This window comes from Streptomyces lincolnensis (assembly GCF_001685355.1).
Classification (GTDB): Bacteria; Actinomycetota; Actinomycetes; order Streptomycetales; family Streptomycetaceae; genus Streptomyces; species Streptomyces lincolnensis.
In genome coordinates this window covers 506,524-521,031 of sequence record NZ_CP016438.1, presented here as the reverse complement: position 1 = coordinate 521,031, position 14,508 = coordinate 506,524, and the positions used below count along the sequence as shown (strand labels likewise).

General features: G+C 70.6%; 13 protein-coding genes. 3 read left to right on the top strand and 10 right to left on the bottom strand.

Annotated features, from left to right (window positions below; translation table 11 throughout):
• Positions 1 to 13: 13 nt before the first annotated feature.
• Both SLINC_RS02385 and SLINC_RS02380 read right to left on the bottom strand, forming a co-directional pair.
• Positions 14 to 913, bottom strand: a complete 900-nt coding sequence (locus SLINC_RS02385; protein ID WP_067426106.1) for an STAS domain-containing protein — start codon at positions 911 to 913, stop codon at positions 14 to 16.
• A 106-nt stretch (positions 914 to 1,019) separates the two neighbouring features.
• Positions 1,020 to 1,418 carry an STAS domain-containing protein gene (locus SLINC_RS02380; RefSeq protein ID WP_067426105.1) on the bottom strand — a complete coding sequence of 133 codons (399 nt, stop codon included), beginning with the start codon at positions 1,416 to 1,418 and terminating at the stop codon, positions 1,020 to 1,022.
• 331 nt (positions 1,419 to 1,749) lie between these two features.
• On the opposite strand from SLINC_RS02380, the gene SLINC_RS02375 reads away from it, so the two are divergent.
• A complete protein-coding gene (locus SLINC_RS02375; protein WP_067426104.1) occupies positions 1,750 to 2,121 on the top strand; it encodes a hypothetical protein in 372 nt (123 codons plus the stop codon).
• 50 nt (positions 2,122 to 2,171) lie between these two features.
• The gene (locus tag SLINC_RS02370) at positions 2,172 to 2,627 is read left to right on the top strand and encodes an ATP-binding protein (RefSeq protein ID WP_067426102.1); all 456 of its coding nucleotides are present in this window, start codon (positions 2,172 to 2,174) and stop codon (positions 2,625 to 2,627) included.
• Between the two features lie 24 nt (positions 2,628 to 2,651).
• On the opposite strand, the gene SLINC_RS02365 is transcribed toward SLINC_RS02370, so the two are convergent.
• On the bottom strand, positions 2,652 to 3,086 hold the full coding sequence (locus SLINC_RS02365; protein ID WP_067426101.1) for an ATP-binding protein: 435 nt from the start codon (positions 3,084 to 3,086) through the stop codon (positions 2,652 to 2,654).
• Positions 3,087 to 3,242: 156 nt separating this feature from the next.
• A complete protein-coding gene (locus tag SLINC_RS02360) occupies positions 3,243 to 5,147 on the bottom strand; it encodes an AMP-dependent synthetase/ligase (RefSeq protein WP_067426100.1) in 1,905 nt (634 codons plus the stop codon).
• A gap of 152 nt (positions 5,148 to 5,299) precedes the next feature.
• Between SLINC_RS02360 and SLINC_RS02355 the strand changes: the two genes are divergently transcribed.
• Positions 5,300 to 5,533 carry a DUF6480 family protein gene (locus SLINC_RS02355; protein ID WP_067426099.1) on the top strand — a complete coding sequence of 78 codons (234 nt, stop codon included), beginning with the start codon at positions 5,300 to 5,302 and terminating at the stop codon, positions 5,531 to 5,533.
• 21 nt (positions 5,534 to 5,554) lie between these two features.
• Here SLINC_RS02355 and SLINC_RS02350 read toward each other — a convergent pair whose 3' ends face one another.
• From SLINC_RS02350 to SLINC_RS02325, 6 genes are all read right to left on the bottom strand, one after another.
• Positions 5,555 to 6,643 carry a glutamate--cysteine ligase 2 gene (locus tag SLINC_RS02350; protein ID WP_067426096.1) on the bottom strand — a complete coding sequence of 363 codons (1,089 nt, stop codon included), beginning with the start codon at positions 6,641 to 6,643 and terminating at the stop codon, positions 5,555 to 5,557.
• A gap of 112 nt (positions 6,644 to 6,755) precedes the next feature.
• Complete coding sequence (gene glgB / locus SLINC_RS02345; RefSeq protein ID WP_067426095.1) at positions 6,756 to 8,966, bottom strand: 1,4-alpha-glucan branching enzyme; 2,211 nt, start codon at positions 8,964 to 8,966, stop codon at positions 6,756 to 6,758.
• A gap of 3 nt (positions 8,967 to 8,969) precedes the next feature.
• Entirely contained in the window at positions 8,970 to 10,331 is a 1,362-nt protein-coding gene (locus tag SLINC_RS02340) for a maltokinase N-terminal cap-like domain-containing protein (protein ID WP_067426094.1), read from the bottom strand.
• 28 nt (positions 10,332 to 10,359) lie between these two features.
• Positions 10,360 to 12,096 (bottom strand): maltose alpha-D-glucosyltransferase, encoded by a 1,737-nt coding sequence (gene treS / locus SLINC_RS02335; RefSeq protein WP_067426092.1) that lies wholly within the window; start codon positions 12,094 to 12,096, stop codon positions 10,360 to 10,362.
• On the bottom strand, positions 12,093 to 14,090 hold the full coding sequence (locus SLINC_RS02330) for an alpha-1,4-glucan--maltose-1-phosphate maltosyltransferase (protein WP_067426087.1): 1,998 nt from the start codon (positions 14,088 to 14,090) through the stop codon (positions 12,093 to 12,095). Before SLINC_RS02330 ends, treS begins: the two co-directional genes overlap by 4 nt.
• A gap of 75 nt (positions 14,091 to 14,165) precedes the next feature.
• Positions 14,166 to 14,465 carry a DUF5133 domain-containing protein gene (locus SLINC_RS02325; protein WP_067426085.1) on the bottom strand — a complete coding sequence of 100 codons (300 nt, stop codon included), beginning with the start codon at positions 14,463 to 14,465 and terminating at the stop codon, positions 14,166 to 14,168.
• Between the last annotated feature and the right edge of the window lie 43 nt (positions 14,466 to 14,508).

The following is a 14,508-nucleotide window of genomic DNA, read 5'->3' as shown; positions in this document are numbered from 1 at the left end:
GAGAAGTCGTGGTTCACCGTCGACCCGCACCGCCAGGCACCGCGTTGATGATGTCGGCCCCCAGCTCGTGGAGCGCGTACGCCAGCGCGTCGGCCAGGCTCGCCCGGGTGATCACCGTGCCGAGGTCCAGGCCCAGATGGACGATGGTCTGCGCGATGGCGGGCCGGATGCCGGAGACGACGCACTCCGCGCCCATCAGCCGGGCGGCCGCGACGGTTTTCATCAGATGCTGCGCGACCAGCGAGTCGACGGTCGGCACACCGGTGATGTCGAGGATCGCGAACCGGGCGTGCTGGTCGACCACGGCCTCCAGCAGGGTCTCCATCACGACCTGGCTGCGCGCGCTGTCGAGCGTTCCGATCAGCGGGACGGCCACGATGCCGTCCCACAGCTTGATCACCGGGGTCGCCACCTCCAGCAGCTGCAACCGCTGCCGCTCGATGAGGGCCTGCCCCTCGCTCAGCGCCGTCTCCAGGACGACCAGCCGCAGGGTGCCCATCAGGACGGTCAGCGCCGTCGTGCAGTCCCGGACCAGTTCGGTCGGGGTGTCGGGCAGGTCGGAGATCAGCAGGTTCTCGACGGGCGGGCGCAGCGCGTCCACGTCGTTGGAGACCTGGGCGGTGGTGAATCCGGCCCGGGAGCGGGCCGCGCCCATCCGGGACAACTGCTCGCGCACCAGGGTGAATCCGGCCGCGTCGGGATCGTGCACCTGGTCCGTGTCGGCGACCTGCGCCAACGCGTCGACGACGATCTTGCCCGCCTCCACCGCCTCGTCCCGGGAGACGGTGAACACCGTTCGGAAGAGGGGTTCGTCGGCCCACCGCTGGGCGATCTGCTCACCGCGGCGGCGCAGGAACTCCCCGACCTCCTGTGCCGGCGATCCGTGTTCCCCCACCGCTTCGTGCTCCGGCACCTGTCGCACTCCTTCTCCGTCTTCGAGTCCTGTCGCGCCGAGCCCGCAGACGGCACCGAGACAGCGCTGTGACCTTGCCGGTCGACCACTCTAACCGCCGTCCGGATCAGGTCTGTTGTTCGTCCTGCCCGACGTGCCCGGCCCCCGCGTCCGCGCGGGAGAGGGCCTCGTCGAAGCTCTCGGAGACGGGCACCGTGATGCTGACGCCCGTCAGGTCGAGGACCCTGCGGACGGCCGGGGTGGGCGAGATGATGTGCACGCTGCCCGGTATCTCACGGGCCTCCTGGTACACCCGCAGGATGATGTTCATGCCGGACGAGTCCATGAACGGCACGGCCGAGAGGTCCAGCAGGAAATGACGCCGGCCGTGGTGGAGCTGGTTGGCCAGGTGGTGCTGGAACTCGGTCGCGGTGTCCACGTCCAAGTAGCCTTCGACCCTGATCAGGGCCACGTCCTCGCGAGGAAGCGTGACCTCGACGGACAGCGGGTTCTGGGCAAGGGGCACGAGTACCTCCTACGAGTGCTGACGGCCAGGGCTGGTTACCCCCGGACGCGACTTCGATGCACGTCCGTTTCCTTCCTGCGGCGTGATCAACGTCTCCCTGTCCGTTGTTCGTTCACCGTTTTCACCGCGCCCCCGCGCATACCCCTGAAACCTTCCGTCATGCCCGGAAAGGCGACGTGAGGGCACAGCCGGAGGCGACGCCACCGCATTCGGTGCCCGGCTTGCCGAATGCGCGTGCGGTAGACGGGTATTTGCTGCTGTGGAGGCCGATGGGCGGGTACGTCCGCCCGGCGGCCCGGAACCGGTGAACCGCTCGGGAGAAAGGGGCAGCGTGGCCGTGGACAGAATCTGGTCGTACGCGCCGGACAGCGGATATGTCGAAGGGCAGGACCTGACGGGCTTCACCGTCGCCGCCGGTGACGGAACCCTGGGGCGGGTGGACCGGCAGGCGGAGCCCGCAGGCATGCGGCACCTGGTCGTCGACACCGGTGTGTGGCTGTTCGGCAGGAGCGTCCTCGTCCCCGTCGGGGTCGTCACCGCCGTCGACACGCAGGGCCGCAGGATCACACTGTCCTGCACCGGGGCAGAGGTGAAGGCGGCACCCCGTTTCACGACCGACAGCGAGACCAGGGACCCGGCGTACCTGGCGACCGTCGGCGACTACTACCATCGGCTCCCGCCGCGCAGGAGGACCGCGGTCTGACGGCCGGGGCCGCGCCCGCCGGCCGGAGGGAACACAGGGACACGACACACATGGACACGACCGAGGCGGCAGGACCCGCGCTCTTCGCCCCCACCCGCGCCGGGACGTCGCCGGTGACCAGCCCGGCGACCGCGCGCGCCCACACGCAGCGTGTGGTGTGCGAGGGGTGGGAGTCCCCCTCCCGCAGGGCACGGCCGGAAGACGTCATCGACCTGCTGCTGGTCGTCTCGGAACTGGTCACCAACGCCATCCGGCACGGCGGCGGACTGGCCGGGTTCGAGGTGACGCCCGCCGAGGACGGGGTACGGCTGACGGTGCACGACCACAGCGACGTCATCCCCGACGTCGCCCTCGGGAACGGCGCCTTCCCCCGCGGACACCGGGGCAACGGCTATGGCTGGCCCCTGGTCATCCGCCTGGCCCGCGAGATCTGCGTCGACCGGCGTCGCACCGGCGGCAAGACCATCAGCGTGCTGGTGCCGCTGCGGCCGAGCCCCGCCGGGTAGCCCGGCCCGGGCCCGCCGGGCGGGTCACCAGGGCAGGAAGACGTGGACGTCCTTGCCCTGCTCGTCCGTGACCACGCTGACCTGGTCGCACAGGGCGTGCACCAGATGCCAGCCGATACCGCCCCCGCCGCTGCGCGGATCGAAGGGACGCGGTGCGGGCGGCGTGGTGCTGGTGTCGTGCACCGTCACGTGCACGCCGTCGAAGGTCCGGCGCATCCGCAGCGCGAACGGACCGGGGGCGTACTGGATCGCGTTCGCCGCCAGCTCCGTGACGACCAGGAGGATGTCGTCCCAGTACTCGGGGGCCGCCGGCGGGGAGGCCCGTGCGAGGTCACGGAGGAATTCCTCCGCGGCGAGACGCGCACCCGTCACGCTCTGCGGCTCGCCCGCAAAGCTGGTGCAGCGGCTCGGGATCGCCTCGGAAGTCAGTGTCTTGTCCCAACGCGGCTCGGTTGCCATGTCGCCTTTCCGGCCCGGCGTCAGCAGGGCTGTCGTGCTTGCTCCCGCTCTGTGTGCTCTCTCGTTTCCTCATGCGTCGCACTGTTGCGTGTTCCCGTGGGCGCGGAGCCTACGCGCGCTCTGTGTGCCGGGTGCGTGGAGGTGTCCGTGACGCCCTCAGCGGAACACGTTGTCCGCGTCGTCCCAGCTCGCGAGGTCGTCCGGCAGCCGCAGCCGGCCGGGACGCGAGCGCGCCTGGTACATCGCGTCGATCTCGAAGGCGTACGTCTGCACGATCCGGTCCCGGCGCAGCTTCATCGACGGTGTCAGCAAGCCGCTGGCCAGGTCGAACTGCCCCGGCAGCACCCGGAAGACCCGGATGGACTCCGCGCGCGACACCGCGCTGTTGGCCGCCGCCACCGCCCGGGCGATCTCCTCCCGCAGCGCGTTCTCCTCCCGGGCCTCCCGGCTCGGGGTGTCGCTCTGCATCGCCAGGCCCGTCCGCCAGTGCGCGAGGAAGTCCGGGTCCAGGGTGATCAGCGCCCCGACGCAGGGCCGGTTGTCGCCCACGATCACCGCCTGGTGGACGAGCGGATGCATCCGCAGCCGGTGTTCCAGCAGGGACGGGGCGACGCTCTTGCCGCTGCTGGTGATGATGACGTCCTTCTTGCGACCGGTGATCGTCAGATAGCCCTCCGGATCCAGCCGGCCCAGATCCCCGGTGGCCAGCCAGCCGGCCGGCAGCGCGGCCCGGGTCGCCGCCGGGTCGCCCACGTACCCCTGGAACACCGAGGGGCCGCGCACCAGGATCTCCCCGTCGTCCGCCACCCGGATGTCCGTGCCCGGCAGTGCCTTCCCGACCGTCCCGGACCGCTCCCGGCCCAGCGGCTGCATGGTGATCCCCGCGCAGGTCTCCGTCAGCCCGTACCCGTCGTGGACGTAGATGCCGATGCCCTCGTAGAACAGCGAGAGCTCCCGGTTCAGCGGCGAGCCGCCGGAGGTGGCGCGACGGGCTCTGCCGCCGAGGGCGCCGCGCAGCTTGCGGTACACGGTCCGTTCGTACAGGGCGTGCTGGAGCCGCAGGTCGAAGCCCGGGCCGGGCCCCTCGCCGAGCCGCTGCCGTTCACACGCGGCGGCGAAGTCCCGCGCGGTCTCGGCGGCCCGTTCGAACAGTGCTCCGCGGCCGTTCTGCTGGGCGGTGCGCAGGAAGTTCTTGTAGATCTTCTCGAAGATCGACGGTACGCCGTAGAAGTAGGTGGGGCGGAAGGAGCGCAGCGCCGCGGACAGCGTCTCCGCGTCCAGGTCGGGTTCGTGGCCCATGAGCAGGCCGCCGCGCAGGCACACCCCCTGGATCATGAGGCCGTACACATGGGAGAACGGCAGGAAGGCCAGGACGGACCCCTGTTCTCCCGGCGGTGCCGTGGTCTGCCGCCAGCCCGCCAGCAGGGTGTCGCAGGGGCTCGCCAGACCGCGGTGGCTCAGCGCGCACCCCAGCGGATGCCCGGTCGTACCGGAGGTGTAGGCGATGACCGCGGTGGAATCCGGCAGCACGATGCGGCGCAGCGAGTCGACCGTGGCCAGCGGGATGAACTCGCCCCGCGCGACCAGCTCCTGAAGCGCGCCCGCATCGAGCTGCCAGACGTGGCGCAGCCGGGGCAGGGAGGCGCACACCGAGCCGACCGTCATCACCGCCTGCTCGTCCTCGACCACGACGGCCACACAGCCGGAGTCCTTGAGGAACCACTCGACCTGGTCGCGCGAGGCGGTCGGGTGGATCGGGACGACCTCGGCACCCACCGTCCACAGGGCGTAGCCGAGCACCGTCCACTCGTAGCGGGTGCGGGCCATGATCGCGACCCGGTGCCCCGGGGAGATCCCGGACGCGATCAGGCCCTTCGCCAGGTCCACCACCTCGTCCCGCAGCTCGACGGCGGTCACCTCCTCCCAGACGGACGGGGAGGTCTCCCGCCGGCGGGCGAGCACCGGCAGGGTGGGGCTGCGGTCCGCCGTCTCGAAGACGCTGTCGGCCAGCCCGCCGGTCAGAGGCGCGGTGGACGGGGGAGCGAGTGCGACGTCGCGCATGCGCTGCTCCTGACATGTACGGGGTGTGACTCCACGGGCGAGTACGGTCATCTTCGGTGCCCGAATCTAGCCCAGGCGATCGATACGGGTGCCGTGATTGCAGAACTGGTCCACCGTCGGTGATCTCGGCCCGATCGGGGGACTCGGTCGGCATGAGCTACCCGAACCCTGATCCCGATCCCGATCGCAGCACCGGTCTGGAGCCGGGCGGCGGCGTGCCGCCCGGTGAGACCCCGCCGGCCGAGAGCAGCATGTCCGAGGCGGGCCCGAGGGAGACGCACAACCCGACCAAGGGCTGGGCCAAGGCACCGCTGACCCTCATCCTCGGCCTGGCCATCCTGATCGCGGCGTTCTTCCTGGTCTACGCCATCGTGCTCATGCTGTGATCACCGCCGGCACCGGGGAGGTCAGGACTGCGTGTGCCGCACGCACTCGGTGACCACGTCCCGGAGACTGCCCGTCCGCTCCATCAGCTCGCGCTGCACCCGGGCGCCGCCGCCCCCGTGCAGCAGCGCGGCGCAGGTCTCGCGCGCCCGTTCCAGGTCACCGCTGTCGGCGAGCGCGTCCTCGACGTGGCACAGCAGGGCCCGCACCACCGTCTCCGGGGGCATCCGCCGCATGGTCACCGGATGCAGCAGCTCCTCGGACAGCCCGGACCGGGCGGCCCGCCAGGACGCCAGCCGCAGCAGGCTCACACTGTGCCCCACCGGTTCCACACCCGCCCGCCAGTCGCGCGCGGCGGTCTCGACGAGACCGCGGGCGAGGGTGGCCATCAGTACGGCGGTGTCGGCGTGCAGACAGACGTCCGACACCCGGATCTCCACCGTCGGGTACCGGCGTGACAGCCGGGCGTCGAAGTAGATCATCCCCTCGTCGAGGATCACCCCGGTCGCCACCATGTCCGCGACCCTGCGGTGATAGCGCTCGGCCGACCGGAACGGCTCGGTCGGTCCGGCCGACGGCCACCGCTGCCAGACCCGGCTGCGGTAGCTGCTGTAGAGCGTGTCCTTGCCCTGCCAGAACGGGGAGTTGGCGCTGAGCGCCGACAGGACCGACAGCCACGGCTGGATCCGGTCGACGACGGCGACGGCCTCGTCGTCGGACTCGACGGAGACATGGACGTGACAGCCGAGGACCAGCTGCTCCTGGGTGGCGATCCCGTACTGCTCCGCCATCCAGTGGTACCGCCTGCCCGCGGCCACCGAGGGGCTCACCGGCAGGGGCGAGGTGGCCAGCGCGGCGACCGCGCAGCCGCTCTGCTCGGCGTGCCGGGCGGCCTCCTTGCGGCAGCGGACGATCTCCGCCCGCAGGTCCTCCATGCCCGACTGCGGATGCGTCGCGAACTCGAGCATCTGGTTGTGCAGTTCCTTCTCGAAGACGTCCTGGTCGGCGTCGTCCTGCGCGGCCCGCGCGAGGACGGCGGCGGACAGCGCCTGTGGTTCCCCTGTCTCCGGGTCGACCAGGAGGAGTTCCTCCTCCACTCCGACGGTGCGCACGTGATGCAGCCTTTCTGTGGCCCCTTGGCGGCGACGACGAGGAATGCTCGGTCGTGTAGACCCCGAATGCCCCTGTCAGGGCATTCGAACACCTGTCATTGCCGGAGCGGCCTCAGCCGGGCTGCGGTACCAGCCACACTGTCGCGAGCGGCGGCAGCGTGAGCCGGAGGGCCCCGTCCTCCGCCTTGAGGGCGCCGGAGTGGGTGAGCCCGCTGCCGCCGTAGGCGGTGGCGTCGGTGTTGAGTGTTTCGTGCCAGGCGGGGATGTCGTCGGGGACGCCGAGGCGGTAGTCGTGGCGGACGACGGGGGAGAAGTTGGAGACCGCCAGCAAGGGGGACCCTTGGGCGTCGTAGCGGAGGAAGGCGAAGACGTTGTCCTCGGCGGCGTCGCCGACGACCCACCGGAAACCGGCGGGGTCGGTGTCCCGCTCCCAGAGGGCGGGACATCCCCGGTAGACGGTGTTGAGATCGCGGACCAGATCCCGCACGCCCCGATGGTCGGGCTCCGCCGCGTAGGCCGGGTCCAGGAGCCACCAGTCGGGGCCGTGGGCCTCGGACCATTCCGCTCCCTGGGCGAACTCCTGGCCCATGAAGAGGAGTTGCTTGCCGGGGTGGGCCCACATGAAGCCCAGGTAGGCGCGATGGGTGGCGCGTTGCTGCCACCAGTCGCCGGGCATCTTCGACACCAGGGCCTGCTTGCCGTGCACGACCTCGTCGTGGGAGATCGGCAGGACGTAGTTCTCGCTGTAGGCGTAGACCATCGAGAAGGTCATCTCGTGGTGGTGGTACTTGCGGTGGACGGGCTCGTGGCTGATGTAGCCGAGCGAGTCGTGCATCCAGCCCATGTTCCACTTCAGCCCGAAGCCCAGACCGCCGCTGTCGGTGGGCCGGGTCACCCCGTCCCAGGCGGTCGACTCCTCCGCGATCGTCACCACGCCCGGCGCCCGCCGGTACACGGTCGCGTTCATCTCCTGGAGGAAGGCCATCGCGTCCAGATCCTCGCGGCCCCCGAACACATTGGGCGTCCACTGCCCCGAGTCACGGGAGTAGTCGAGGTAGAGCATCGAGGCGACCGCGTCCACCCGCAGCCCGTCGATGTGGAACTCCTCGCACCAGTACACGGCGTTGGCGACCAGGAAGTTGCGCACTTCGACGCGTCCGAAGTCGAACTCGTACGTCCCCCAGTCCGGATGCTCCGCGCGCCGGTCGTCCCCGGGCTCGTACAGCGGGTCCCCGTCGAAGCGGGCCAGCGCCCAGTCGTCCTTGGGGAAGTGCGCCGGCACCCAGTCCATGATCACGCCGAGACCGGCCCGGTGCAGGGCGTCGACCAGATACCTGAAGTCGTCCGGGGATCCCAGCCGCGAGGTCGGCGCGTAGAAGCCGGTGACCTGGTAGCCCCAGGAACCGCCGAAGGGATGCTCGGTGACCGGCATCAGCTCGACATGCGTGAAGCCGAGGTCCTTCACGTACGCCGGGAGCACATCGGCGAGTTGACGGTACGTCAGTCCGGCTCGCCAGGAGGGGAGATGCACCTCGTACACCGAGAACGGCGCCCGGTGCACGGGCACCTCGCCACGCCGGGCCATCCACTCCTGGTCGCCCCACGCGTACGCCGAGGAGGTCACGATCGACGCCGTCGCGGGCGGGACCTCGGTGCGGCGGGCCATCGGGTCGGCCTTGAGGAACCGGGTGCCGTACCGGGAGGTGATCTCGAACTTGTAGCGGGCGCCCTCGGCGATGCCCGGCAGGAACAGCTCCCAGACACCGGAGGATCCGAGGGACCGCATCGGGAAGGCCTGCCCGTCCCAGAAGGTGAAGTCCCCGGCCACCCGCACCCCTTGGGCGTTCGGCGCCCACACGGTGAAGCGGGTGCCGGTCACGCCCTGGTGCGTCATCGGCTCGGCGCCGAGCGCCCGCCACAGCTGCTCGTGCCGCCCCTCGCGGATCAGATGCAGGTCGGTCTCGCCCAGCGCGGGCAGGAACCGGTACGGATCGTGCACCTCCTGCTCCCCGTCCGCGTACGCCACCAGCAGGGTGTACGCGGGGACCGCGTCGAGCGGCAGGACGCCGGAGAAGAGGCCGTCACCCTCCGACGCGAGCGGTGTGCGCACGCCGTCGACCACGACGCTCACCGCGCGGGCGAACGGGCGCAACGCCCGCACGGCGATTCCGCCCGGCACCGGATGGGCGCCGAGCAGTGCGTGCGGGTCGTGATGCGCGCCCGACAGCAGGCGCTCACGGTCGGCGGAATCCAGTGCCGGGGCCGCGCCGGGGCGGGCCGGTCCGGACGGCTCGGGCAGCGAGGTGTCTTCACGCAGGGCCACGGGTCAGTCTCCTCTCACGGCGAGACGCTCGATCGCCGCCATGGGAACAGGGAGCCAGTCCGGTCGGTGCCTGGCCTCGTACAGCACTTCGTACACCGCTCGATCCGTCTCGTAGGCTCGGAGCAGGCCGTGCTTCTTGCGCGGGTCCCAGCCGGCGCGGGAGGCGTAGCCCGCGCAGAAGGCCTCCCGGCAGCGGCGCGCCCACTCCGGACGCCAGGGCCGGCGCTGCCGGGCCGCGTAGTCGAAGGACCGCAGCATTCCGGCGACGTCCCGCACCGGGGACTGGGCCGTGCGCCGTTCGGCCAGCGGTTTCGACGGCTCGCCCTCGAAGTCGATGACGAACCACTCACGCCCCGCCCGCAGCACCTGCCCCAGATGCAGATCACCGTGGATGCGCTGCGCGGGCGGCCCCGGATCGCAGGCGACGAGGGCGCCGAAGGCCCCCAGCAGGCCCGGTACGAACGGCTTGAGGGCCGGTACGCAGCGCGCGGCGGAGTCCAGCCGCTCGGCCATCGCCGCCGCCGTACGGGCACTCTCGTCGTGCGGGCCCGTGGGGAACGCGGAGGCCAGCGCGAGGTGCACGTCCGCCGTGGCCCGCCCCAGCTGGAGGGCCTGCGCGGTGAAGTCGTCCCCGGTCGACAGCGCGCGCAGCGCCAGCGCCCAGCCGTCGGAGGCGTCCCGCAGATACGGCTGGAGCACGCCCAGCGTCGCCTCCTGCGGACACGTCGTCCGGAACCAGGCCACCGGCGCGGGCACCCGGCGGCAGCCCTGCCCGGCCAGCGCACCGGGCACCTCCAGGTCGGGGTTGATACCGGGCTGGACGCGCCGGAACAGCTTCAGGATGTACTCGTCGCCGTACACCAGCGAGGAGTTGGACTGCTCGGCGTCCAGCAGCCGCGGTGGCAGCCCGGCCGGCACGACCGCGGCCGGGTCGCGTTCGAACCGCAGCGGACCGGCCGCCCCCGGTTGCCGCAGCCGTTCCAGGAGCAGATGCGCCGACCGGGGGTCGTGCAGGGCGTCGTACACCGTCATTCCCGCATACGGTCCCTGCTCCGCACGGCCGATGAGGGCCCGGCCGAGCCGCGGCGACAGGTGCTGCCGTACGCCGAGCAGCAGCTGATAGCAGTCGCCCGCCGGGGTGCCGCCGCCGGGGGCGGGCACCGGCGCGTGGCCCGTCTGCACCAGCAGGTGGAGACAGCCCGGGAACAGCTCGGTCATCGACAGCAGACCGAGCTCGGTGACAGGCCGGTCCTTGCCCGCGAACCAGCGCTGCCTGGGCAGCCACTCGCGCAGCAGGCCGCCGAACGAAGCCATCGGATCGTCGACGACCGTCCGTCCGGGGCGGAGGAATGCGGTCTTCGGCATGGTGACGCGTCCTTTCGTCGGCACACGCTCAAAGTCGTCGACCGATGCGGGATGCCACTCGGGAGAGCCGGAACCAGTAGAAGCCGTGCCCGCCGAGGGTCAGCAGATACGGCAGTTCCCCGATGGCCGGGAAGCGGACCCCGCCGAACAGTTCGACCGGGTGCCGCCCCGCGAACTCGCGCAGATCGAGCTCCGTCGGCTGCGCGAACCGGGCGAAGTTGTTCACGCACAGGACGAGGTCGTCCCCGCCTTCCGCTGTCGAGGGGAGCTCCCTGAGGAACGCCAGGACGGCTGGGTTGGACGACTGGAGTTCCGTGTAGGACCCGAGGCCGAAGGCCGGGTTCTGCTTGCGGATCTCGATCATGCGGCGGGTCCAGTGCAGCAGTGAGGACGGCGACGCCATCGACGCCTCGACATTGGTGACCTGATGGCCGTAGACCGGGTCCATGATCGGCGGCAGGGACAGCCGGCCGGGGTCGGCCGTGGAGAATCCGGCGTTGCGGTCGGGGGTCCACTGCATGGGGGTGCGGACGGCGTCGCGGTCGCCGAGCCAGATGTTGTCGCCCATGCCGATCTCGTCGCCGTAGTAGAGGATCGGCGAGCCCGGGAGGGACAGCAGCAGGGCCGTGAACAGTTCGATGGTGTCGCGGTCGTTGTCGAGCAGGGGTGCGAGCCGGCGGCGGATGCCGATGTTGGCGCGCATACGCGGGTCTTTCGCGTATTCGGCCCACATGTAGTCGCGTTCCTCGTCGGTGACCATTTCGAGGGTGAGTTCGTCGTGGTTGCGCAGGAAGATGCCCCACTGGCAGTTCGAGGGAATGGCGGGGGTCTTGGCGAGGATTTCGGAGACGGGGTAGCGCGATTCCCTGCGGACGGCCATGAAGATGCGCGGCATGACCGGGAAGTGGAACGCCATGTGGCATTCGTCGCCGCCACTGGCGTAGTCGCCGAAGTAGTCGACCACGTCCTCAGGCCATTGATTGGCCTCGGCCAGCAGCACGGTGTCCGGATACATCGCGTCGATCTCGCGGCGGACGCGCCTGAGGAACTCGTGGGTGGCGGGCAGGTTCTCGCAGTTGGTGTCCTCCTCCGCGTACAGGTAGGGCACGGCGTCGAGTCGGAAGCCGTCGATGCCGAGGTCCAGCCAGAAGCGGAGAGCGGCCAGGATCTCCTCCTGGACGGCCGGGTTCTCGTAGTTGAGGTCCGGCTGATGGGAGAAGAAGCGGTGGAAGAAGTACTGCTGCCGGACGGGGTCGAAGGTCCAGTTGGAGGCTTCGGTGTCGACGAAGATGATGCGGGCGTCCTGGTACTGCTTGTCGTCGTCGGCCCACATGTAGTAGTCGCCGTAGGGTCCATCGGGGTTGTTGCGGGACTCCTGGAACCACGGGTGCTGGTCGCTGGTGTGGTTCATGACGAAGTCGATGATGACGCGCATGCCGCGCTGGTGGGCGGCGTCGACGAACTCCACGAAGTCGGCGAGGTCGCCGAACTCGGGCAGGACGGCCGTGTAGTCGGAGACGTCGTAGCCGCCGTCACGCAGGGGTGACTGGAAGAACGGCGGCAGCCACAGGCAGTCGACGCCCAGCCACTGGAGGTAGTCCAGTTTGGCGGTGAGGCCCTTGAGGTCGCCGACACCGTCGCCGTTGCTGTCCTGGAAGGAGCGGACGAGGACCTCGTAGAAGACGGCACGCTTGAACCACTCCGGATCCCGGTCCTTGGCGGGCGTGTCCTCGAAGGTGTCGTGAACGGGCTCGTTGACGGTCATGACGCGGGAGACCCTCCGGTGTGGGGTGAGGCGGCCGACCGTCGGACGTGGAACACATGGGCGGGTGCCCGGCCGGGCTCCAGCCGCACGTAGTTGTTCCTGGCCCATCGGTAGGTCTCACCCGCCAGTTCGTCGTGCACGGACAGGGACTCGTGCCAGTCGAGGCCGAGTCGCGGCATGTCCAACGAGACCGTGGCCTCCTGGGCGTGGTGCGGATCGAGATTGACGACGACCAGGACCGTGTCCCCGCCGGCGCGCTTGCTGTAGGCGATCAGGTGGTCGTTGTCCGTGTGGTGGAAGTCGATGTTCCTGAGCTGCTGGAGGGCGGGGTGCCGCCGCCGGATTCCGTTGAGCTTCGTGATCATGGGAGCGAGGCTGCGGCCCTCGCGTTCGGCGGTGGTCCAGTCGCGGGGTTTGAGCTGGTATTTCTCGGAGTCGAGGTATTCCTCGCTGCCGTCGCGCAGGGGGGTGTTCTCGCACAGTTCGTAGCCGCTGTAGATGCCCCAGGTGGGGGAGAGGGTGGCGGCCAGCACGGCGCGGACCTCGAAGGCGGGACGGCCGCCGCGCTGGAGGTAGGCGTGCAGGATGTCGGGGGTGTTGGCGAAGAAGTTCGGCCGCATGTAGGCGGCCGCCTCGCCCGACAGTTCGCTGAGGTAGGCGGTGAGTTCGGCTTTGGTGGTGCGCCAGGTGAAGTAGGTGTAGGACTGCTGGAAGCCGATCTGGGCCAGGGTGTGCATCATGGCCGGGCGGGTGAACGCCTCGGCCAGGAAGATCACGTCGGGGTCGGTGGCGTTGATGTCGGCGATCACGCGTTCCCAGAACAGCACCGGTTTGGTGTGCGGGTTGTCCACGCGGAAGATCCGCACGCCGTGGTCCATCCAGTGCCGCAGCACCCGCAGTGTCTCGGCGATCAGGCCGTCGAGGTCGGTGTCGAAGGCGATGGGGTAGATGTCCTGGTACTTCTTGGGCGGGTTCTCGGCGTAGGCGATGGTGCCGTCGGGGCGGTGGTGGAACCACTCGGGGTGTTTGTGCACCCAGGGGTGGTCGGGGGAGCACTGGAGGGCGAAGTCCAGGGCGATCTCCAGGCCCAGTTCCCGGGCGCGGGCGACGAAGTGGTCGAAGTCCTCCAGGGTGCCCAGGTCGGGGTGGATCGCGTCGTGGCCGCCCTCGGGGGAGCCGATCGCCCAGGGCACGCCGACGTCGTCGGGGGTGGGGGAGAGGGTGTTGTTGCGGCCTTTGCGGAAGGTCTGTCCGATGGGGTGGATGGGGGGCAGGTAGACGACGTCGAAGCCCATCGCGGCGATGGCCGGGAGCCGGTGTGCGGCGGTGCGGAAGGTGCCGTGCGGCTGCTGGGGGGTGCCCTCGGAGCGGGGGAAGAACTCGTACCAGGAGCCGTACAGGGCGCGTTCGCGTTCCACCAGCAGGGGCAGGGTGTCGGAGGCGGTGACCAGCTCCCGCAACGGATGACGGGCCAGCACCGCGTCCACCTCCGGCGTCAACGCCGACGCCAGACGGGCGGCGGGAGGCCGGGTCTCGTCGCGGAGGGCCTCGACGGCGGCCAGCATCGCCGCGCGCCCGGGTCCCTGGGGCACTCCGGCCGCGGCCCGCTCGTACAGGTCGGCGCCCTCCTCCAGGACCAGCCCGGTGTCGATGCCGGCCGGGACCTTGATGCGGGCCGTGCGGCGCCAGGTGGCGAGCGGGTCGCTCCAGGCCTCGACGCGGAAGGTCCAGTGGCCCTCCACATCCGGGGTGACCTCGGCGCCCCAGCGGTCGGAGCCGGGGGACAGTTCCCGCATCGGCGTCCAGGGACCGTGCCGGCCCTCGGGGTCGGTGAGGACGACATTGGCGGCGACCGCGTCGTGGCCCTCGCGGAACACGGTCGCGGTGACCTCGAACGTCTCGCCGGCCACCGCCTTCGCGGGACGCCTGCCGCAGTCCACGGCCGGCCTGACGTCCCGGACGGGAATGCGGCCGATGGCCTGGATGGAACTCATGGGGAACACCTCCGCCGTGCTCGACTGGGCCGGGCGCGTTGACCCGACGGGGAACGAAGCTGCGCCGGAAGGTGTCTACCTCCCCGCGGGGGACCGCCGATCAGAGGCCGGCGGCCCGCGTCTGGTCACCGGGCGCGGGCCCGGCCGATCGCCCTCCTCCTGGAGGTAGGCGACGAGAGTGGTCCGCAGATAGCGCTCGGCGGCGTTCGCGGCCTCGCGCGCACACCGCTTCCCCATCAGCACGCAGAGGGTGTAGCCCGAATCCTCGAAAGTGGCCCGGATCCTGCGGTCGGTGGGGGCGGCGAGCATCATGCGTTCCCACGCCCGGTACCGCCGCAGTTGGCGGGCCACTTCGGCTTTGGCCGGTAGCAGCATCGTGCGGTTCACCCTCCAGGGCTCGATCGCGGCTGTCCTGCCC

What these genes read in the sequence shown, in the direction of transcription:
- SLINC_RS02355 (WP_067426099.1), top strand. Translation starts at nt 5,300, where the DNA reads ATGAGCTACCCGAACCCTGATCCCGATCCCGATCGCAGCACCGGTCTG.
- SLINC_RS02340 (WP_067426094.1), bottom strand. Translation starts at nt 10,331, where the DNA reads ATGCCGAAGACCGCATTCCTCCGCCCCGGACGGACGGTCGTCGACGAT.
- SLINC_RS02325 (WP_067426085.1), bottom strand. Translation starts at nt 14,465, where the DNA reads ATGCTGCTACCGGCCAAAGCCGAAGTGGCCCGCCAACTGCGGCGGTAC.
- SLINC_RS02365 (WP_067426101.1), bottom strand. Translation starts at nt 3,086, where the DNA reads ATGGCAACCGAGCCGCGTTGGGACAAGACACTGACTTCCGAGGCGATC.
- SLINC_RS02330 (WP_067426087.1), bottom strand. Translation starts at nt 14,090, where the DNA reads ATGAGTTCCATCCAGGCCATCGGCCGCATTCCCGTCCGGGACGTCAGG.
- treS (WP_067426092.1), bottom strand. Translation starts at nt 12,096, where the DNA reads ATGACCGTCAACGAGCCCGTTCACGACACCTTCGAGGACACGCCCGCC.
- SLINC_RS02360 (WP_067426100.1), bottom strand. Translation starts at nt 5,147, where the DNA reads ATGCGCGACGTCGCACTCGCTCCCCCGTCCACCGCGCCTCTGACCGGC.
- SLINC_RS02370 (WP_067426102.1), top strand. Translation starts at nt 2,172, where the DNA reads ATGGACACGACCGAGGCGGCAGGACCCGCGCTCTTCGCCCCCACCCGC.